The organism is Haloarcula rara (assembly GCF_029338235.1).
GTDB lineage: Archaea > Halobacteriota > Halobacteria > Halobacteriales > Haloarculaceae > Haloarcula > Haloarcula rara.
Map to the genome: position 1 here is coordinate 809,145 of NZ_CP119785.1, position 18,980 is coordinate 828,124.

Genomic DNA, 18,980 nt, shown 5'->3' on the forward strand with positions numbered 1-18,980 from the left:
CACCAGCGCCTTTCGATACCGATAGTATCAGCGGCGAAGCCAATTCCTATTACACCCCCGCCCCGTAGCCACGGCCATGCTCAGAGGGGAATTTCCGGATGCCGGCGAGCACTCGCCCGAGGCGCTGCTGTCGGCCTACGGGTCGGTGCTCGCCGAGACGGTCGACGCTGCCGGCGCCGACGCGGTCGTCGAGTCGGCGGGCATCGAGCGCGAGACAGTAGCGGCGGTTGCAGATGACGAGGTCGCACAGCTCTCGCTGTCCGACGCGATGGCCGTCCTCGCGACCGAGCCCGACCGGCCCGACGCCGACACCCTGCAGGCCGAGGCCCAGGACATCCTCCTGATGGGGATGACGACGGCCGTGATGGACGTCGAGGCGCTGGCCTCCGGCATCGACAGTCAGCTCGAACCCAAGGAGATACAGCAGAAGATAGAGGGTCGCTACCCGATGACACTCGGGGAGTACGCGCTCTTGCACAGCTACATCGAGAGCCGGAAACCATGAGCCGGGTCGCCATCCTGGGCTGTGGCTACGTCGGGGTGGAGCTGGGTCGGCAGCTCGCCGGCGACCACGACGTCGTCGGTGTGCGCCGCTCCGAGCGCGGTCTCGAGGCTATCGAGGACGCCGGGTTCGAGGCGGTTCAGGCGGACGTGACCGACGACGAGTCGCTGTCGGCGGTGCCCGACGCCGACTGGGTCGTCTTCGCGGCGAGTTCGGGCGGTCGGGGGGCCGACGTCGCCCGCGAGGTGTACGTTGAGGGGCTGGGAACTGCTATCGACCACTTCTGGACGCGTGCCGACGCACCCGAGCGGCTGGTTTACACCTCCAGTACCGGCGTCTACGGCGACCACGACGGCGCGTGGGTCGACGAGGCGACGCCACTGGACCCCCAGACCGAGAAGACAGAAGTGCTGGCGGAGGCCGAGCGGGTCGCTCGCGAGCGACCGGTCGAGTACGGCGGTCACGGCACCGTCGCCCGTTATGCCGGCCTGTACGGACCGGAGCGCTACCGACTGGAGCGGTATCTGGAGGGACCGGTGACGGCTGGCTATCTGAACATGGTCCACCGGGACGACGCGGCTGGCGCCGTCCGCTTCCTGCTGGAAGAAGACCATCGCGACGAGGCCGTCCTCGTGGTGGACGACGAGCCGGTCGAGAAGTGGGGCTTTGCGGACTGGCTGGCAGAGGCCTGCGGTGTCGCCTTCCCGCCGAAACAGACGACCGAGGAGCGTCTGTCCGACCCAGATCTCTCCGAGACGGCCAAGCGACGCATCCAGACGAGCAAGCGCTGTTCGAACGACAGGCTTCGAAATCTGGGCTATGACTTTGCCTACCCGACGTTCCGGGAGGGGTACCGGGCGGCGGTCGAATCCTACGTGGGGTGAGCGGGGGAACCTTCTTATTGTTTCCCGAAGCAGATACGGAATATGAATATGCTGGCCCAGGGGGACCTCGTTAGCCTGGCCGAGGGGGCCCCGGGCTACGCAAGCGAGAATCCAGTGCTGGTGGCCGGTATCGTCGTCGGCCTGATCGTGCTGTTCGGCGGCGGCTTCGCGCTCTATCGGTATCTGACGCGGTCGCCGGTCACCCAGCTCCAGTCGCTGCTCGCGGACTACGACGCCGTGACGGTGCTGATGCATCCCAACCCCGACCCGGACGCGATGTCGTCGGCCCTGGCCGTCGACCAGCTCGCGACCGCTGCGGGGACCGACACGAATCTGTGTTACTCCGGCGAGATCCGTCGGCCGGAAAACAGGGCGTTCGAGACAGTGCTGGACCTTGATTTCGACCGCCTCGAGTCGGTCGGCGAAATCGAAACGGAGGCAGTCGTGCTCGTCGACCACAACGAGCCCCGCGGCTTCGCCGGCGCCGAGAAGGTAGAACCTATAGCCGTTATCGACCACCACCCCGGCGGCGGCACCGGCTCCGATTTCACCGACGTGCGAACCGATATGGGCGCGTGTGCGACCATCTTCGCCGAGTACTTCGAGGACCTGGAGTGGGACTTTTTCGAGGTCGACATCGCACTGACCGACGGCGGCGTCGACACGGCCGACGTCCCCGGGGACGCGATGCCCAGCCACGTCGCGACGGGGCTCATCTACGGCATCCAGTCGGACACGCGGTCGCTGACGAACGGCTGCTCGTCGGCCGACTTCGCCGCGGCGGCGTACCTCTACCAGGGCGTCGACACCGACCTGTTGAACCGCATCGCCAACCCGCAGGTCGACGCCGAAGTCCTGGACGTGAAATCGCGGGCCATCAGCGAGCGCGAGGTGAGGGCCCCCTACGGCTTCAGCGACGTCGGCGAGGTGTCGAACACGGACGCTATCCCGCAGGCCGCCGACGAACTGGAGACCCTGGAGGGCGTCTCGGCCGTCGTCGTCATCGGCGAGAAGGAGGGGACTATCCGCATCGCCGGCCGCTCCCGGGACGACCGGGTCCACATCGGCCGCGCCATCGAGGCCGTCGTCGACGACATCCCGATGGCCGAGGGCGGCGGCCACGCCCGTATGGGCGGCGGGAAGATATCCGTCGACTATCTCGACGGACTCGGCCCCAGCGAGGGCGTCACACGTGAGGAACTCCAGGAGCGGCTGTTCGACGCCATGGCCGGCGACCGCTAGCAGAACCTAGGTGTGTTCCAGAAATCGTGAACAGCCAGAAAGCCCCGACTGGCTGAACTCGGGGGACTCGCTGCGCGCCTTGCCTCCCGGTGGTCGGCTTCGGTGCTTACGTCGTCCGCCGTCGTTCAGCCAGCCGCCCCTTTCAGTCCCACCCAGCCTTGTTTGATCAACCGGCTACGGGCGGGACTGAAAGGGGCCGACCGCTCGACGAGCGAGACGAAGTAAGCACGCGAACAGAGTGAGCGCGCGAAGCGAGTCGCAGCCAGCGAGGGACCAGCGGTCCCTCGAGAAGTCGGCGCTCCGCGCCGACGACGTCGAGCGGTCGGGGGCTTTCTGGCTGTTAGAGGCGGATTGCTGATAAAAAAAAAACATCAGTACTTAGCAGACCTCGCCCCTTTTACCCGTACGACCGCAATCTCGGGTATGGCAACACGTGAGGGGACGTGGGCGTACCGGGACGCCAACGACGACTTCGCACGCACCTTCTTCCGGCGCTTCGGCGACGGCGTCGCCTCCAGCATCGGCGTCGGGACGTATCTGGGTGACCCGACCGACGAGCGCGACGACGAGTATTACCAGGCCATCCGGACGATGCTATCGTCGGGGGTCAACGTCGTCGATACGGCCATCAACTACCGTCACCAGCGCTCCGAGCGGGTGGTCGGACGGGCGCTTTCCGACGCCGATATCGACCGGAGCGCGGCCGTGGTCGCGACGAAAGGCGGCTTCGTCCCCTTCGACGGCGAGCGGCCAGCGGACCCGGGTGCGTTCGTCCAGCGCGAGTACGTCGGCACCGGGCTGGTCGACCGCGAGGACCTCGTGGGCGGGCACCACTGCATCGCGCCCGCCTTCATCGACGACCAGCTCGACCGCTCGCTTGCCAACCTCGACCTCGACAGTATCGACCTGTATTACGTCCACAACCCGGAGACACAGCTCGCCGAGAACAGTCGGGGAGCGGTCTACGACCAGCTCGAAGCCACGTTCGAACGGCTGGAAGAACGCGCCGACGACGGTGACATCAGACACTACGGCGTGGCGACGTGGGACGCGTTCCGCGTGCCGGCCGACCACGAGAAGTACCTCTCTTTGCCCGAGGTGGTCGAGCGGGCCCGCGCCGCGGCGAAGTCGGCGGGCAACACCGCGACGCATTTCCGGGCGATTCAGCTGCCGTTCAACGTGTACATGGCCGACGCATTCACCGTCGCGGCCCACGAGGGGCCCGACGGGCCCCAGTCGGCGCTGTGGTTCGCCCACGAGGCCGGCCTGGACGTGTTCACGAGCGCCTCCATCATGCAGGGTCGTCTGGCGACGGAGATGCCTGACAGCGTGGAAGCGAAGCTAGCCGGGGAGAGCCGCGCCCAGCGGGCCATCAACTTCGCCCGCAGCGCGCCCGGTGTGACCTGTTCGCTGGTCGGGACCGGGTCGGTCGAGCACGCCAGAGAGAACGTCGATGCGGGTCGGTACGAACCGCTCGGCGCCGACGCGTTCGACGCCGTCTTCGAGCGCTAGCTCAGCTCCGTCCAGGTGCGTCCACACTCCGGACAGACCCGCTGTTTCCCGATTTCGTCGGGGTCGTTGTCCGTCGCCAGCTCCTCCTCGCAGGCGCTACACGAGAGCCGTCCGTAGCTGTCCTTCTCGACGTCCCCGCTCCGGAGGGCCTTTCTGACCGAGTCCATGTGCCTCAGTGTGACAGCCGGGCTTAAAAAGGCCGCGGCGTTCCGGAAGCGCCTTTGTAGTATCCGCCCAACGCCGGGTGTGTCCCGACGGTCCGTGTTCGGCTCGTTGCTCGGGGTGAATCAAGATAGACAACGACCATCCCGACGACGTGGGGGAGTCAGCCCGATATCGGCTACAGGAGGAGTCCGGCGTTACACTACTTCAGATGAATTGTTCTGTATTTTCACTGCTCCGGTTGTTCCACAGAGAGGGTGAAACTGCCAGTCTCAATTCCTGTCGCGGAGCCAGCCCAGACGATGAAGAACCTCTGTGGCCCGTATGGCACGTTGGCGACACCAGCGCCGTCCTTGCGCAGGCCTGGCGGCAAGTCCCATTCCTGGCCGACCGCATCCGTCACAGTCAGTCGCGGCTCGAACTCGTCGGAGTCCTGTCGGGCTACCGCAGTACCCGCTCCGTCACCTTCGACCAGGAACGGGATGGCGAGGTCGTTCTGTACCGGGTCCCGCGGCGAATCGTCCGTGATTTCGGCCGTCACACTCTCTCCGGCGGAGATGGTCCGCGCTTCGTCGGGAATCGTGCCTTCGAGGAGAGTGAGGTCGAACGCGCCAGCCAGCGACCCGGCCCTCTCGTGTCTGATTTTCGAGCGAACCCAGATGACGTACGTCCCGTCTTCGGGCAACTGTGCCGACATTCGGCTCCCGTCGCTGGTGATCGCAGTGCCGTCCATATCCGTCAGCAGCAACCACGGATCGATGAACTCGGTGTTGTCCAACTCCGCATAGAGAATCTGCCCCGCACTCCCATCGACCGTGTACGGTTCTGCGTAGCTATGATTTACGGGGTCTCGCGGCGCCTCCGTCTCAAGCTCACCAGTGAGAGTGTCTCCAGGGGAGATACTCGCTGCGTCTTCGACCCGCTCTGCAACCGGAATGGGCTCCCTGACAGTAACCGTGTCACCAACCTCAGTCCATATCATATAGGTCCCCGGTGAGAGCGTCATCTCCCCGTACTCACCGGTGAACTGAACCACCCCTTCGTCCGGCCTGCTGGTCGCGACGCGGGAGTTCTGGACAATATTTCGGCCGTCCACCGAAATTCGATGCGGACCGGACGGTTTTCCCTCCGCTGCCGTGACGGGGACGATACGGTCGTCCGTGACAACTGGCCAATGAGCGTCGATGCCGACGCGTTTCTGTTCGGTCAGCTCTACCCGTAGTGGAACTTTCAACGAGTAGGAAAGCTGAGATGGGTGGTTCGGGTCCGGGACGGCCGCGTCACCGTCGGTCGTCACAGTGTCGCCGAGAGTGACCGGTTGCGCGTCGGCAGTCAGCGCCGACGGGCCGGCAACCGAGAGCGTGAACTCGAACCCGGTGTCGAGGAATCCGTCGGCCCCGGCCCAGACGGTGTACGTTTCGTCCGGCGACAGGAGCGGCAGCAACATACTGCCGTCACCAGGCGGTTCGTCCTCACTCAACGACGAGCTACCACCGTTTCGCTGTAGGACGGTCCCGTTTCCATCGCCGAGGACGAGACCCGTGTCGTACCCGTCTGCCCGGTGGCTAATCTGGACACGCTGTCGCTCTTCGACTTCGAGTGTGTACGGTACTGCGGGTGTGTCCTGATGTGGGTCACCGGGCGCATCGTCCGCGAGTGTCCCCTGAACGGTCTCGCCGACGGAAATCGGTCCGCCGGACGAACTGGTCAGCTCCCCGGAATTGGAGTCACTGTTTGCCTCCGTCTCTTCGTCCGAATTCGCTTCCTCATCGTCCAACTGACTGTATATGTCCTGACTACATCCGGCAATGGCCACTGTCACCCCCAACGTGACTGCCCGCTGTATGAGCTGCCGTCTGTCGATTTTGTCGTCTGTCATCCGGCACCCGCTAACAGCCACACGTTACTTGCAAAAACAACCATAGTATGAGGAGGACAGTCGGATATTATATTAATTTTATGTGCTAGAAGTACTGTCTTAATTGGGCTACTCAATCACGTCTATAGTAACAATTGAAACGATTTACACACCGACCGCACTGCTGTCGTGCGGTTGGGTGTGCATTGACTTTCAATGGCTACTATAGTTCCTCGTAGTGGAATATCGATCGGCGCTAATTCGTAGCTGACACAGGAGTACTCACGGATTCTGTTGGTTTCAGCCAGTGACCGATATGCGTCCTGTATTCAGCACGGACGTCAGAAATTATAGCAATATGACAGTGTGTTCCGTGTTTGGGACGCAGTCGTATCGAGTGAACAGTTCACGCTCGGCTGGTAGGAAATAAGACCATGAGAGCTGCCATGATACGCCCGTTGCAGTGAGTATCCGCCGAGCGACCGTAGGGAGCGAGGCGGTTCACCGGACGCGAAGGAGCGAAGTCGTTCGAAAGGCGCGCAGCGCCTTTCGTGATGAGCGTGGGACTCGCAGAGTCCCACGAACCTGCGAACGGGCCTCCGGCCCGTGAGCAGATGACGAGAGAGCGAAGCTCTCTCGAACCACGACCGAGCGTCCGGCTTCTTTAGCGTAGATTTTTGCGCCGAGCGGTGGGCGAGCGAAGCGAGCGCACCCGAGGCGGAAAAAGGTACTCGGAAACGCTGAAGCCATTGGCCACACGCCTTGGGATATGGAGCTGACACCGGACGAACTCGCCGGGGTCGTGGACGTCGTGGGGCCGGTGACGCGCGAGGAGCTCGTCCAGGCCTGCGGGGAGCTGGCGTTCAAGCGGGGCGAGGACGTCGACAGTGATGCCTTCGAGGCGGCCATCGACGACGCGCTCTCGACGTACCACCTGGTCGCGGTCGATAGCGAGGCCCAACGGGCCTCGAAGCGAAGCGGTGAAACCGCTGAGCCCGACCACGACACCGAGGCCGACGCCTCCATCGTCGTCGTGGGCCCGGCGGCGTTCCCCGAAATCGTCGATGGGACTCCAGACCTGCCCCACATCCTCGACGTGCCCGACCGCGACCCGTCGACGGAGACGGTGGCCGCGGCGGCCGAACAGCGGTTCCGCGAGGACGCCGCCGAAGCGGTCCGGGCCGGCGACGGCGAGCGAATCCAGGCGCTGCTTGACGTGAGCTACGACCTCGAGGCGTGGGGGCCGGTGGAACTGGCGTCGGCTCGTGAGCTCCTCGATGAGGCCACCCAACCGAATTAAGAGCGTCGGCCCCGTCCGTACCGCTATGGACTTCGACCGGGTGGGTGCCCACGACCCCGTGACGGTCACGGGTGAGGAGCGCGAGGCGGCCATCGTCGTCCCGGTCGTCACCCGCGAGGACGGCGAGTCGATTCTCTTTACCAAGCGGGCCGACCACCTGAGCGACCATCCCGGCCAGATGGCGTTCCCGGGCGGCGGCCGCGAACCCGAGGACGACGACCTACTGGCGACGGCGCTTCGGGAAGCGAACGAAGAGATCGGACTGGCCCCGGCGGCGGTCCACGTCGTCGGCCGGCTCGACGACATCCGCACGATAACCAGCTACTCGGTGCGGCCCTTCGTCGGCCGTGTCCCCGACCGCGAATACGTGCCAAACGACGCCGAGGTCGCCGAGGTCGTGACGCTGTCGGTGGCGGCGCTGACGGACCTCGGCAACTACGAGTCCGAACACCGCGACCACCCCCACTACGGCGAGGTGCGCCTGCACTTCTTCTACGTCGACGGCTACACCGTCTGGGGGGCGACGGCGAAGATGCTGGTCCAGCTGCTCGAACTGGCGACCGACTGGGAGATGCCCCCGGAGCCGGACCGATACGCCGGCCCGGACGACGACCTGCCAGAGCGGGTCCGGGACGAGGTGCAGTGATGGGGCGGGCGAGTACGCCGACCGTGGCACAAGTGAACCGATAGATGCACGTGGGTATCGTCGGTGGCGGGGCGGTCGGGCTCACTGTCGCCGGGGACCTTGCCGAACGGGGCAGTGCGGTCACGCTGTACGAACGCGACGACCTCGGCAGCGGTGCGAGCGGTCGCGCGGCCGGTATCTGTTATGACGCCTTTGCCGACCCGACCGACGCCGCCGTCGCCACGCGTGCGCTGGAACGGTACCGCGAGTGGGGCCTGCTGTCGCCGTGTCCCTACGTCTGGGTCGCTCGCGACGAGCGGGACGCGAGGGCGGTCCGCGAGCAAGTCGCGGAGATGCGGGCGCTCGGCCTCGACGTCGAAGAACTCACGCCCGAGGCGCTCGGCGACCGGTACCCCGCCATCGAGACGAGTGGGCTGACCGCCTGCGCCGTCGCGAACGACGCCGGGACGGTGGACCCGGACGCCGTGGTCGACTACCTCACCGACCGGGCACGCACAGCGGGGGTGACCATCCATACGGAGACAACGGCCGCGTTGACCGACCCGACGACCGTCGCGACGCCCGATGGCAGCGAGACGGTACACGACGCCGTGGTCGTGGCCGCCGGCCCGGCGACGAAACCACTCCTGGCTGACCTAGATATCCCGCTCGCACTCGAAACGTATCGCGCGCAGGTACTGGTCGCCGAACCGGTAGCCGCCGACCTCCCGTCGCTGTACGACGCCAGCCGTGAGTTCTACTGGCGCCCCTGGGAGGGAGGGATCCTCGTCGGCGACGGTGCCCACGCGGTCGACCCCGATGCGTGGGACCCGACGGCCGATCCCGGGTTCGTCCGGTCGGCAAGCGAGCGGTTTCGAGTCGCGACAGCGCTGGACCCTGCCGTGGCCCGGTCGTGGGCCGGCCGCTGTACGGCGACGCCGGACCGCGACCCGCTGGTGGGCCCGGTCGCCGACGACTACTGGGTGGCGACCGGCTGGCAGGGCCACGGGCTGATGCGCGCGCCGGCTATCGGCGAGTATCTGGCCGAGCGGCTCCACGGGACCACCCCCACCATCGAGGTACCGCTTGCCGAGCAGTTCGACCCGACGCGCTTCGACGGCGACGAGACGTTTCACCCACTGGGCGATCCGACGGCCGAGTGGTGAATTGGGTGAAAAACGGCGTCGGCCGAGCGGCCCTTACTCCTCGGTCGACTCGTCGTCGGTTTCCGCGTCGGCGGCGGTGTCGGCGTCATCGCTTGCCTCGTGGGCCGTCTGTTCGTCGACCGGTTCGTCGGCCTCGTGGGCCTCGGCCTTCGGAATCTCGACGTGCAAGGTCCCGTCGCCTTTCAGCGTCGCCGAGGCGGCCCCGGCGTCGACGACGGCGTCCTCGGGCAGCGTGACCGAGCCGTCGAGCGCGAGCCCGCGGCCGGGATAGGTCATCTCGTAGTCGTCGTAGAACTCCCGGAACCGGTCCAGTCGGACCTCGACGCGGTCGTCGACGTAGCGCACCTGTAGGTCGCTGGCGGTCGCGCCCGGCGCGTCGAAGACGACGAGGTAGGCGTCGTCGGATTCGAGCAGGTCCGACGGCAGCGGTTTGTTCTCCTGGACCCGGCCCGCGGCCCGACCCAGGTTCTCGAAGATGGCCGAGCCGATGGACTCGCCGATACCCATCATAACTCGACCGCCTCCAGACAGTCCACGCCCCCGCAGTACGGGCAGGTAAAGTCCGTCACGCCCGTCTCGTCGGGCATATCGTAGGTGTAGTGGAGCTCGAACATATCGAGCGTGCAGTCGTCGTCGGTACAGACGACCTCCAGCGTCTCTGGCATGATATTTCGTTGGTCCGTCAGCGACAAACCGCTTTCGGCATTCGACAGTCGAGACCGGGACCGTCGCTCGACAGGACTCGCGACCGGGAGGCTGTCAGAAGACTGAAGACACTCGCTGTATACAGTCGGAGCATGACTGGTGACGTCCTTGGGGTCGACTTCAGTGGGGCGAGCGCGGCGGGGGACGCGCTCTGGGTGACTGAAGCCACACAGACCGAAGTCGGACTACGCATCGAGGACTGCTATCGGGCGACCGAGAAGTGGGGCCGCGACCGGGAGAGCGCCCACGCGGGGTTGGTCGAGCGTATCGCGGCCGACGACGTGCGCACGGCCGGGCTGGACTTCCCGTTTAGCCTGCCGCAGTCGCTGCTCGACGTCGAGTGTGACGGGAGCTGGCGTGGATTCCTGGAGTGGGTCGGCAGCGATGACGGGCCGGCCGACCCGGCGGCCTTCTCGGCGGTCTGTCGCGACACCGCAGCGGCGACCGTCGGCACGCGCGACGTGCGCCGCGAGACCGACGCCCGGCGGGGCGCGCTCTGTCCCTACACCAACCGCGTCCGGAGCATGACCTACCACGGCGCCCGTGACGTCCTCGGGCGACTCGCGACACACGAGGACACCGCGGTCGTGCCGATGCAGGACGACGCCGACGCCGAGACCGTCGTCTGTGAAATATACCCCGCAGCGACCTTCGGCTGGCTGGGCGCGTACCGCGAGGGGTACAAGAACACCGACGGCGCGCGAGCGCGCCGAGAGTACAATCTCGCGGCCATCGAGGACTGCAGCGTCGCCGTGGGTGAGCACCGTGAGACCTACCTCGAGAATCACGACGCGCTGGACTCGCTGGCGGCCGCGGTGTCGGCGGCCCGCGTCGACAGTGGTGCCCGGACGACGCCGGCGGGCACCCGCGAGGAAGGCTTTATCTGCGTCTGAGCCGCGGGAATACAATACTGGCCAGAAGCCGGGCATATTTGAGTTCGCAGCCGAAGACACTGTATGGCCGACGACGACGGCGGCTTCGAGGGCGTCCGCGAGAACGTCGACGGGAACCCGATACTGAAGCTCGTCGGTTACGCGAAGCCCTACTGGCTCCGGCTGACTATCGGCGTCCTCACCTCATTTACCACACGGTTTGCGCGACTGGTGCCGCCGATTATCGTCGCCGCGGCGATCGACCGCATCGTCCTCCGGAGCGGCGAGGCCGGCCTCCTCACACGGGCCGGCCTGCTCCCGCCCGGGGAAATCGCGACGGAGGCGGCCCGCGTCTCCTTCCTCCAGCGGCTCGTCGCCATCGCGGCGATAGCGTATCTCGTCAGGTCGGCGACGCGGTTTGCCTCCAGATATCTGTTGCAGTCCTCTGCCCAGAAGATACAGCGGGACCTGCGCAACGACACCTACGACCACCTCCAGCGGCTCTCGATGGACTTCTTCGCAAACCACCAGACCGGCGGGATGATGTCCATCCTCAACAGCGACATCAACAGACTGGAGTCGTTTCTGAACACGGAGTTTCGCCAGATAATCCGAGTGGTCGCGACGGTCGGCGGCATAGCCGTCGTCCTCTATACCTACTCGCCGCTGCTTGCCCTGGTCGCGCTGGCCCCGGTGCCGGTCGTCGGACTCGCGAGCTACCTGTTTCTGTCCTACATCGAACCGCGCTATCGCTCTATCCGCCAGACCGTCAGCCGGCTCAACACCCGACTGGAGAACAACCTGAGCGGCGCGCCGGTCATCAAGGCCTTCGACCGATACGGGTTCGAACGCCAGAGGGTCGTCGAGCAGAGCCAGCAGTACCACGACGAGAAGGTCGCAGCCTTGCGAATCCGACGGGCATTCTTCGCCGGCTTGCGACTGCTGACCGGCGTGGTCTTCGTCGCAATCCTCTACATCGCCGGGATGGACTTCATCACGAGCCCGGAAGGTGAGGCCGTCCTCAGCGCCGGTGGGTTCGCCGCCTTCTTCCTCTATCTGCGGCGGCTCTACTCGCCGATGCGCCGCGTCGGCAAGTCCGCCAACAAGTACCAGCTCGCGAAATCGAGCGCCGAGCGGGTGTTCGGACTGCTGGGGCAAGCGCCCACCATCACGGACCCCGAGGACCCCTATACGCCGGACAGTCTCGATGGCGCCGTCGAGTTCGACGACGTCACCTTCGGCTACACCGACGGCGACCCAGTGCTCCGGAACGTCTCGCTCGACGTGCCCGCCGGGGCGACGGTCGGGCTGGCGGGCGCGACCGGCGCCGGAAAGTCGACGCTTTTGAAGCTCGTCCCGCGGTTCCACGACGTGGATTCGGGCAGCGTCAGCGTCGACAGCGTCGACGTCCGCGAGTACGCGCTCCGGGCGCTGCGGGCCGATATCGCCGTCGTCGAGCAGAACCCCTACCTGTTCTCGGGCACCGTCGCCGAGAACATCGCCTACGGGGACCGCGACGTGCTGGACGGGGAAGCCGACGGCGACGAGAGCGCCCGCGAGCGGGTCCGCGAGGCCGCCCGCTCGGCCCAGGCCCACGAGTTCGTCGCCGAACTCCCGGACGGCTACGACACCGAGATCGGCGAGCGGGGTATCAAGCTCTCGGGCGGGCAGCGCCAGCGGGTCGCCATCGCACGCGCGCTGCTGAACGACCCCGAGATAATCATCTTCGACGAGGCGACCAGCGACGTGGACACGGAGACCGAACGCGAGATACAGGAAAGCATCGAGCGGCTGGTCGCCGATCGGACCGCCTTCGTCATCGCCCACCGGCTCTCGACCATCCAGGACGCCGACACCATCGTGGTGATGGACGACGGCGAAATCGTCGAGCGAGGCAGCCACGACGAGTTGCTTTCGACCGGTGGTGAGTACGCCGACCTCTGGGCGGCACAGGCCGACGAGCACCCGGTCAGCGCGGACGACTGACGTACGTTGAACTTACCCGTTCGGACGGCGACACCGGGCTGGGACACGACGGGCTTTCTGCCCGCCTCGGTGCGGCCAGACCGGATACCTGACGGCTACTTTTGCGAGTGCCGACCCACCCCATAGCCCATGCGACTGGTCCAGGTCGTCGTCCCTGACGAGAACGTCGACGACATCGTCTCGGCGCTCCGGGAGCGGGAACTGGGCGTCTCGACCACGCGAGAGACCAGCGGCGAGGGCGACCGGACGCTCGTCTCCTTCGTCGTCCCCGCCGACGCCGTCGAACACGTGCTCGAGGAACTCGACGACGTCGGCTTCAGCGACGAGTGGTACATCGTCTCTATCGAGACCGAGTTCGCCTCCTACGAGGGGGTCGACGAGGTACAGGACCGGTGGGCGAAGACGCCCAACAGGGTCGCGCCCCGAACCCTCAGGTCGAAGGCCAAGGACATGCGGCTCAACACCCGGTCGTACCTGTGGATGATGACCCTCTCGACGGTCATCGCGACGGCCGGGCTGCTCGTCGGTTCGCCGGCCATCGTCGTCGGCTCGATGGTGCTTGCGCCCATCGTCAGCCCGATGCTGACCGCGAGCATCGGTCTCGTTCGGGACGACCAGCGGATGGTGTTCGACAGCATCCGGATGCAGGCGGTCGGCCTGGGAGTGGCGGTCGTGGGCGCGACGGCGTTCAGTCTGTTACTGAAGTCCGTCTTCGTGGTCCCGGCCGAACTCGCCGTGCCGAACATGGAGTTGATAGCCATCCGGTTCTCGCCGAGCATGCTCTCGGTTATCGTCGGGTTCGCGGCCGGCGCGGCGGGCTCGTTCAGCCTCGCGACGAAGGGGCAGGTCACCATCGTCGGCGTGATGGTGGCCGCGGCGCTCATCCCGACGGCGGCCGCGGCCGGCATCGGCTTCGCCTGGAATCGCCCGGTCGTCGGCGTCGGGAGCGTCATCCTGCTGGTCGTGACCATCGTCGCGGTCAACCTCGGGGCCTTCCTGATGTTCAAGTACCTCGGCTACGAGCCCGACCACGTCGACCGGGGCGTCTTCTCCACCGACGGAGTCACGCAGACAGCCACGCTCGCGGTCACGGTCATCCTCGTCGTCGCGGTGGTCGGCGCCATCGGCCTGGGGACCTACCAGCAGGTGACCTACGAGCGGTCGGTCAACACGGCGACGACGGAGGTGCTCCAGCGGGACGCCTACGACGAACTCGGCGTCGTCTCGATAACCGCCGAGTACGTCGGCGTCGGGCCCCGGTTCGACCCCTCGACGGTGACAGTGACGCTCTCCCGGGCCAGCGATAGCGCCTACAGCCGACTGCCGGACGACCTCGCCAGGGCCATCGGCGACCGGACCGGCGAGCCCGTGCGGGTTCGGGTCCAGTACCAGGACTACGAACGCTCGAACGTCTCGAGGGCGGCGTCGCTCGGGGACTCCCTGGGCGGCGGGGGCTCAGCGGTGCCCGCGTCGGGCCACGGGAGCGTCGGGGCCGCGTCGACAGGCCGGTGACGAGGGCGACCAGACACGGTTTTAGGCGTCGAGATGCTACGCCGGGGTATGACTGACCCCGCCGAACTCGACGTGACCATCGTCGACGGCTACGTCGACGAACCCGCCCACTTCGGGGTCCCACCGTACGTCTCAACGTATCCCCGGTACGCCGCCGGGGCGATGGTCGACGCCGGCATCCCCGAGTCACAGATAACCTACCACACCATCGACGAGCTCCGCGAGGATACGCAGCTGTGGCGTGACGTCGAAGACGCCGACCTAATGGTGTACGTCGGCGGGATGACCGTCCCCGGCAAGTACGTCGGCGGGACGCCCGCCGAACCCGACGAGGTGCGCAAGCTGGCCTGGACCGCCAACGGGACCTCGATAATCGGTGGCCCCGTCCGCTTCGGCGTCGGCGAGGCCAACGAGGGCGCAAGCGAGACCGCCCGCGACGACCTCGACTTCGACTTCCTCGCGATGGCCGACGTGGAGGCCGCCGTTTACGACCTTGTCGAGTCCGGACTGGAGGGGTTCAACGACCGCTACCGGGACGTCGAGGAGGAGACCCGCTGGGCCCGCGCCGGCGCGTTCGTCGTCGAGCAACACCCGAACCACCCCGATTATCTCATCTGCGAGATGGAGACCTCGCGAGGCTGTCCGTACCGCTGTTCGTTCTGCACGGAGCCGATGTACGGCAACCCCGACTTCCGCCCGCCCGAGTCCGTCGTCGACGAGGTCGACGCCCTCTCAGACAGGGGCGTGGCGCACTTCCGGCTCGGCCGACAGGCCGACATCCTGGCCTACGGCGGCGACGGCGAGGCGCCGAATCCGGACGCACTGCGGCGGCTCTACGGCGGCATCCGGGAGGTCGCGCCGGACCTTGAGACACTGCATCTGGACAATATGAACCCCATCACCATCGTGAAGTGGCCCGAGAAGGCCCGCGAGGGGATTCGAATCATCGCCGAGCACAACACGCCCGGCGACACGGCCGCGTTCGGGCTGGAATCGGCCGACCCCGAAGTGATGAGCGACAACAACCTCAACGTCACCGCCGACGAGTGTTTCGAAGCGGTGAAGATAGTCAACGAGGTGGCGGGCTTCCGGCCGGGGGGAGACAGAGACAGTGCCCCCACCTTCGGCGACGACGCCGCCCGTCGGCTCCCCAAACTGCTGCCGGGCATCAACCTCGTCCACGGCCTGAAAGGCGAGCGCCGGGAGACGTTCGAACACAACAAACGGTTCCTCCAGCGGGTATACGACGAGGGGCTGATGCTCCGGCGCGTGAACATCCGGCAGGTGATGGCCTTCGAGGGGACGGACATGGCCGAGACCGGCGCCGACATCGCGAAAGACCACAAGCAGCTGTTCAAGCAGTACAAACAGGAGGTCCGCGAGACGATCGACAACCCGATGCTCCAGCGGGTCGCGCCGCCGGGCACCGTGCTCCCGGACGTGCATCTAGAGTACCATCAGGACGGCAAGACGTTCGGCCGACAGCTGGGGACCTATCCCTTGCTGGTGGGGCTGCCGGGCGAGCGCGAGCTGGGCCGGACCATCGACGTGGCCATCACCGACCACGGCTACCGCTCGGTGACCGGCGTCCCCTACCCGCTCGACGTCAACAGCGCGTCGATGGCCGAACTCGCGACGGTGCCCGGTGTCGGCAGAAGCCGGGCCGGCGATATCGTCGTCGGTCGCCCCTACGACTCCCCGGCGGAGGTCGGTGCCGACCTCAGACAGTTCGTCACCGCCGAGACACCGGAAGGCGCCGACTAATTCGTGTGCCCGGCCGTTCCCCCGAGCCGTCATTCGCGGCCCCTGTCGAGCGGTCGGCTTCTCGCGTCATAGGTGTGGTAAGGATAGTATAACGCCCGCAGAAGCGAACGGAAGCTACTTTTGTCTCGACCGCACAAAGAGTGTCAATGAACGATATCGAGGTGAGCGTCGTCCTCCCCGCGTACAACGAGGAGGACACCATCGAGCGGACGGTGACGGTCACACTCGATACCCTCGGAGACTTTCTGCCGGTGGACTCGTTCGAGGTCATCGTCGCCGAAGACGGCTGTGAGGACCGCACGCCGGATATCGCGACCCAGATGGCCGAGGAGGACGGCCGGGTCCGACATATCCACAGCGACGAACGGCTCGGCCGGGGCGGCGCGCTCGAATACGCCTTCGAGCGGGCCCACGGCGACACGCTGGTCTACTTCGACACCGACCTGGCGACGGACATGCGCCACCTCGAAGAGCTGGTCGAGAGCGTCCGCTCGGGCGAGTACGACGTGGCCACCGGCTCGCGGTGGATGCCGGAGAACCGGGCCGACAGGCCCGCCAAGCGCGGCATCCCGAGTATCGGGTTCAACACGCTCGTACGGACCGTCCTCCGGTCGGACCTGAAAGACCACCAGTGTGGGTTCAAGGCCCTCTCCCGGACCGCGTTCGAACGGCTCGGCCCGAAGGTCGAGGACGAACACTGGTTCTGGGACACCGAACTCCTGGTCAAAGCCCAGCGCGAGGGGTACCGCGTCAAGGAGTTCCCCGTCGACTGGGAACCCAAGGGCGACTCCAAAGTCGACATCGTTCGGGACGTCTTCGGCATGGGCAGCCAGATTCTCCGGACGTTCTGGGAGCTGTCGGTCAGCCCCCGTATCACCCGCCGAGTGTCGATGGGCGCCGGGACGATGCTGGTCGTCCTCGCCCTACTCTTGATGACCCAGTATCTGAACCCACAGAGAGTCCTCGATGAGATGGCCGGGGCCTCCCCGGCGCTCGTGGCGGTGTCCGCCCTGGTCTATGCGGTCTCGTGGCCGCTCCGCGGGCTTCGCTACCGCGACATACTGGACTCGATGGGCTTTCACGAGAAGTGGGGCTTTCTCACCGGGGCGGTGTTTATCAGCCAGACCGGGAACCTCGTCTTCCCGGCCAGACTCGGTGACGGGGTGCGCGCCTACGTCGTCAAGGCACGGCGCTCTATCCCGTATCCCTCCGGGTTCGCCTCGCTCGCTGTCGAGCGCGTCTTCGACCTGCTGACTATCACGGTGCTTGCCGGCACCGTCATGCTGGGGCTGGCTGCCACCGGGAGCGCCGGCGAACTGCTCGCCGCCATCACCGGCAACGCGGTCGGTGGCGACACCGCACAGAGCGGTCAGACCGCCGTCTACGTGGCAGCTGGCGTGGGGCTTGCCGCCATCGGCGCCGTCGTCGCGATCGTCGCCAGCGCCCGCACCGACGCCAACTTCGTCCGGGCGACCATCGGGCGCCTCTCCGACGACTCCTACGCCGACTACGTCGCCAGCATCGTCGAGGGGTTCGTCGCCGACATCCAGACCGTGACCGCCGACGGCCCCGCCTTCGCCCGCGTGGGCATCGGCAGCCTCGCTATCTGGGGACTGGACGTGCTCACCGCACTCGCTGTGTTTGCGGCCTTCGGCTACTCGCTGACCCCGTCGCTGGTCGCCGTCGGCTTCTTCGCGGTCAGCGTCGGGAACTTAGCGAAGGTCCTCCCGCTGACCCCCGGCGGCGTGGGCCTCTACGAGGGCGCCTTTACCATCATCGTCGCGCCGCTGACGCCCGTCGGCGTCACGGCCGCGCTCAGCATCGCTATCGTCGACCACGCCGTCAAGAACGCCGTCACAATTCTGGGCGGCGTCGTCTCGATGGCCTGGCTCAACGTCTCCCTGACGACCGCCGTCGAGGAATCCCGCAGCGTCGAGGATATCCAGCCCGAAGCGGACGACTGAAATTTGGTAGTTTTTGCCGACTGAGTTAGTTCGTCTCTCAACAGCCAGAAAGGGGCCGAACGCTCGACGAGCGAGACGACACAAGCACGCGAAGCGCGCGTGGTTCGAAAGGCGCACAGCGCTTTCGTTCATCACGAGAGAGCGAAGCTCTCTCGGACGACAGCAAGTCGCAGCACTCGAGCGCTCCGGGGCTTTCTGGCTCTCGGTAGAAACAGTGTTGAGCGTACACAGTACAGCTGCTCGAACTAGTCACCGACCGCTACGCTTCCCGAAGGAAGGGTCCAAACCCCCCAGCCACAGCGTCGACGAGCGCGTCCGTCCGGCCGACCCGGCCGGCGGTGTAGACGCCGATGGCGCCCTCCTGTCGCCCGAGTTCCTCGCGGCCGAGTTCGTCGTCGAGAGCGGGACCCAGCTCCTCGCCGTCCCGGAGGCGCTCGGCGACGGGGTCGGGGAGCCGAATCGACGGGCCGGCGCCGTAGTGTGTCCGGTCACCGTCAGTGACGGCGGCCCACATCACGAGCCACACACCGCCGGGGACCTCGCGCTCGGCGACGCCGCCCTCGATACCGACGCCGTAGTCGGCCTCGGTCGCCGCCAGCGCAGCGTCCGCGCGGTTGCTGGCGCCGCGGACCGTCTCCTCGCGGCCCCAGGGCTGTTCGGGGACACCCGATTCGACCGCCACAGCGACGGATTCTGCGTCGGGAACGACACGCTCGACTGCGTTCACTTTCACTGGGTTCTCGCTCCCGATGGCGACGTGCATGGACGGGGAAACTACCGGATGGTTCATGATGGTTGTTATTTGAATGGGCGTCTTCACCACACACAGACTGGTGGTAGGTGGCGTGAGACTGTCATCCGCCAGACGATACCGCAATTTTTAAATGTCTTTCGAACGGATGCAGTTTTACCGATTGCCTCCGGGT

Annotated in this window: 17 protein-coding genes; 12 read left to right on the forward strand and 5 right to left on the reverse strand. The window is 66.3% G+C overall.

Annotated features, from left to right (window positions below; translation table 11 throughout):
- Nucleotides 1-76 precede the first annotated feature (76 nt).
- From P1K32_RS04270 to P1K32_RS04285, 4 genes are all read left to right on the forward strand, one after another.
- Nucleotides 77-505: a DUF5791 family protein gene (locus tag P1K32_RS04270; RefSeq protein ID WP_276251475.1), complete on the forward strand. Its 429-nt coding sequence runs from the start codon at nucleotides 77-79 to the stop codon at nucleotides 503-505.
- Nucleotides 502-1,386 carry an SDR family oxidoreductase gene (locus P1K32_RS04275; protein ID WP_276251476.1) on the forward strand — a complete coding sequence of 295 codons (885 nt, stop codon included), beginning with the start codon at nucleotides 502-504 and terminating at the stop codon, nucleotides 1,384-1,386. Before P1K32_RS04270 ends, P1K32_RS04275 begins: the two co-directional genes overlap by 4 nt.
- A 48-nt stretch (nucleotides 1,387-1,434) precedes the next feature.
- Nucleotides 1,435-2,628: a DHH family phosphoesterase gene (locus P1K32_RS04280; RefSeq protein ID WP_276252162.1), complete on the forward strand. Its 1,194-nt coding sequence runs from the start codon at nucleotides 1,435-1,437 to the stop codon at nucleotides 2,626-2,628.
- Between the two features lie 423 nt (nucleotides 2,629-3,051).
- Nucleotides 3,052-4,140, forward strand: a complete 1,089-nt coding sequence (locus P1K32_RS04285; protein WP_276251477.1) for an aldo/keto reductase — start codon at nucleotides 3,052-3,054, stop codon at nucleotides 4,138-4,140.
- Here P1K32_RS04285 and P1K32_RS04290 read toward each other — a convergent pair.
- Together P1K32_RS04290 and P1K32_RS04295 are read right to left on the reverse strand one after the other, a co-directional pair.
- Nucleotides 4,137-4,307: an HVO_0758 family zinc finger protein gene (locus P1K32_RS04290; protein ID WP_276251478.1), complete on the reverse strand. Its 171-nt coding sequence runs from the start codon at nucleotides 4,305-4,307 to the stop codon at nucleotides 4,137-4,139. The genes P1K32_RS04285 and P1K32_RS04290 overlap by 4 nt on opposite strands.
- A gap of 224 nt (nucleotides 4,308-4,531) precedes the next feature.
- Nucleotides 4,532-6,079 (reverse strand): hypothetical protein, encoded by a 1,548-nt coding sequence (locus P1K32_RS04295; protein ID WP_276251479.1) that lies wholly within the window; start codon nucleotides 6,077-6,079, stop codon nucleotides 4,532-4,534.
- An 850-nt stretch (nucleotides 6,080-6,929) separates the two neighbouring features.
- Between P1K32_RS04295 and P1K32_RS04300 the strand changes: the two genes are divergently transcribed.
- The 3 genes from P1K32_RS04300 to P1K32_RS04310 are packed head-to-tail and all read left to right on the forward strand — an operon-like array spanning nucleotide 6,930 to nucleotide 9,251.
- Nucleotides 6,930-7,460 carry a DUF7109 family protein gene (locus tag P1K32_RS04300; RefSeq protein ID WP_276251480.1) on the forward strand — a complete coding sequence of 177 codons (531 nt, stop codon included), beginning with the start codon at nucleotides 6,930-6,932 and terminating at the stop codon, nucleotides 7,458-7,460.
- 25 nt (nucleotides 7,461-7,485) lie between these two features.
- A complete protein-coding gene (locus P1K32_RS04305) occupies nucleotides 7,486-8,106 on the forward strand; it encodes an NUDIX hydrolase (protein ID WP_276251481.1) in 621 nt (206 codons plus the stop codon).
- A gap of 44 nt (nucleotides 8,107-8,150) precedes the next feature.
- On the forward strand, nucleotides 8,151-9,251 hold the full coding sequence (locus P1K32_RS04310) for an NAD(P)/FAD-dependent oxidoreductase (protein WP_276251482.1): 1,101 nt from the start codon (nucleotides 8,151-8,153) through the stop codon (nucleotides 9,249-9,251).
- Between the two features lie 33 nt (nucleotides 9,252-9,284).
- On the opposite strand, the gene P1K32_RS04315 is transcribed toward P1K32_RS04310, so the two are convergent.
- Both P1K32_RS04315 and P1K32_RS04320 read right to left on the reverse strand, forming a co-directional pair.
- A complete protein-coding gene (locus P1K32_RS04315) occupies nucleotides 9,285-9,761 on the reverse strand; it encodes an Hsp20/alpha crystallin family protein (protein WP_276251483.1) in 477 nt (158 codons plus the stop codon).
- A complete protein-coding gene (locus tag P1K32_RS04320) occupies nucleotides 9,758-9,916 on the reverse strand; it encodes a DUF7559 family protein (RefSeq protein WP_276251484.1) in 159 nt (52 codons plus the stop codon). The genes P1K32_RS04315 and P1K32_RS04320 overlap by 4 nt, the downstream gene beginning before the upstream one ends.
- Before the next feature lie 132 nt (nucleotides 9,917-10,048).
- Between P1K32_RS04320 and P1K32_RS04325 the strand changes: the two genes are divergently transcribed.
- The 5 genes from P1K32_RS04325 (at nucleotide 10,049) to P1K32_RS04345 (ending at nucleotide 18,054) form a co-directional block, all read left to right on the forward strand.
- Nucleotides 10,049-10,849, forward strand: a complete 801-nt coding sequence (locus tag P1K32_RS04325) for a DUF429 domain-containing protein (protein ID WP_276251485.1) — start codon at nucleotides 10,049-10,051, stop codon at nucleotides 10,847-10,849.
- 63 nt (nucleotides 10,850-10,912) lie between these two features.
- Nucleotides 10,913-12,814, forward strand: coding sequence for an ABC transporter ATP-binding protein (locus tag P1K32_RS04330; RefSeq protein ID WP_276251486.1), 1,902 nt, complete (start codon nucleotides 10,913-10,915; stop codon nucleotides 12,812-12,814).
- A 129-nt stretch (nucleotides 12,815-12,943) separates the two neighbouring features.
- The gene (locus P1K32_RS04335) at nucleotides 12,944-14,326 is read left to right on the forward strand and encodes a TIGR00341 family protein (RefSeq protein WP_276251487.1); all 1,383 of its coding nucleotides are present in this window, start codon (nucleotides 12,944-12,946) and stop codon (nucleotides 14,324-14,326) included.
- A gap of 48 nt (nucleotides 14,327-14,374) precedes the next feature.
- Nucleotides 14,375-16,090: a radical SAM protein gene (locus P1K32_RS04340; RefSeq protein ID WP_276251488.1), complete on the forward strand. Its 1,716-nt coding sequence runs from the start codon at nucleotides 14,375-14,377 to the stop codon at nucleotides 16,088-16,090.
- Nucleotides 16,091-16,236: 146 nt separating this feature from the next.
- A complete protein-coding gene (locus tag P1K32_RS04345; protein ID WP_276251489.1) occupies nucleotides 16,237-18,054 on the forward strand; it encodes a flippase-like domain-containing protein in 1,818 nt (605 codons plus the stop codon).
- A gap of 259 nt (nucleotides 18,055-18,313) precedes the next feature.
- Here the strand turns inward: P1K32_RS04345 and yjjX are convergent, their stop codons facing one another.
- On the reverse strand, nucleotides 18,314-18,817 hold the full coding sequence (gene yjjX / locus P1K32_RS04350) for an inosine/xanthosine triphosphatase (protein ID WP_276251490.1): 504 nt from the start codon (nucleotides 18,815-18,817) through the stop codon (nucleotides 18,314-18,316).
- Nucleotides 18,818-18,980: the final 163 nt, after the last annotated feature.

Bases quoted from the DNA above. Each gene is read 5' to 3' on its own strand.
- P1K32_RS04270 (WP_276251475.1), top strand. From the start codon at position 77: ATGCTCAGAGGGGAATTTCCGGATGCCGGCGAGCACTCGCCCGAGGCG.
- P1K32_RS04275 (WP_276251476.1), top strand. From the start codon at position 502: ATGAGCCGGGTCGCCATCCTGGGCTGTGGCTACGTCGGGGTGGAGCTG.
- P1K32_RS04280 (WP_276252162.1), top strand. From the start codon at position 1,435: ATGCTGGCCCAGGGGGACCTCGTTAGCCTGGCCGAGGGGGCCCCGGGC.
- P1K32_RS04285 (WP_276251477.1), top strand. From the start codon at position 3,052: ATGGCAACACGTGAGGGGACGTGGGCGTACCGGGACGCCAACGACGAC.
- P1K32_RS04290 (WP_276251478.1), bottom strand. From the start codon at position 4,307: ATGGACTCGGTCAGAAAGGCCCTCCGGAGCGGGGACGTCGAGAAGGAC.
- P1K32_RS04300 (WP_276251480.1), top strand. From the start codon at position 6,930: ATGGAGCTGACACCGGACGAACTCGCCGGGGTCGTGGACGTCGTGGGG.
- P1K32_RS04305 (WP_276251481.1), top strand. From the start codon at position 7,486: ATGGACTTCGACCGGGTGGGTGCCCACGACCCCGTGACGGTCACGGGT.
- P1K32_RS04310 (WP_276251482.1), top strand. From the start codon at position 8,151: ATGCACGTGGGTATCGTCGGTGGCGGGGCGGTCGGGCTCACTGTCGCC.
- P1K32_RS04315 (WP_276251483.1), bottom strand. From the start codon at position 9,761: ATGATGGGTATCGGCGAGTCCATCGGCTCGGCCATCTTCGAGAACCTG.
- P1K32_RS04320 (WP_276251484.1), bottom strand. From the start codon at position 9,916: ATGCCAGAGACGCTGGAGGTCGTCTGTACCGACGACGACTGCACGCTC.
- P1K32_RS04325 (WP_276251485.1), top strand. From the start codon at position 10,049: ATGACTGGTGACGTCCTTGGGGTCGACTTCAGTGGGGCGAGCGCGGCG.
- P1K32_RS04330 (WP_276251486.1), top strand. From the start codon at position 10,913: ATGGCCGACGACGACGGCGGCTTCGAGGGCGTCCGCGAGAACGTCGAC.
- P1K32_RS04335 (WP_276251487.1), top strand. From the start codon at position 12,944: ATGCGACTGGTCCAGGTCGTCGTCCCTGACGAGAACGTCGACGACATC.
- P1K32_RS04340 (WP_276251488.1), top strand. From the start codon at position 14,375: ATGACTGACCCCGCCGAACTCGACGTGACCATCGTCGACGGCTACGTC.
- P1K32_RS04345 (WP_276251489.1), top strand. From the start codon at position 16,237: ATGAACGATATCGAGGTGAGCGTCGTCCTCCCCGCGTACAACGAGGAG.
- yjjX (WP_276251490.1), bottom strand. From the start codon at position 18,817: ATGCACGTCGCCATCGGGAGCGAGAACCCAGTGAAAGTGAACGCAGTC.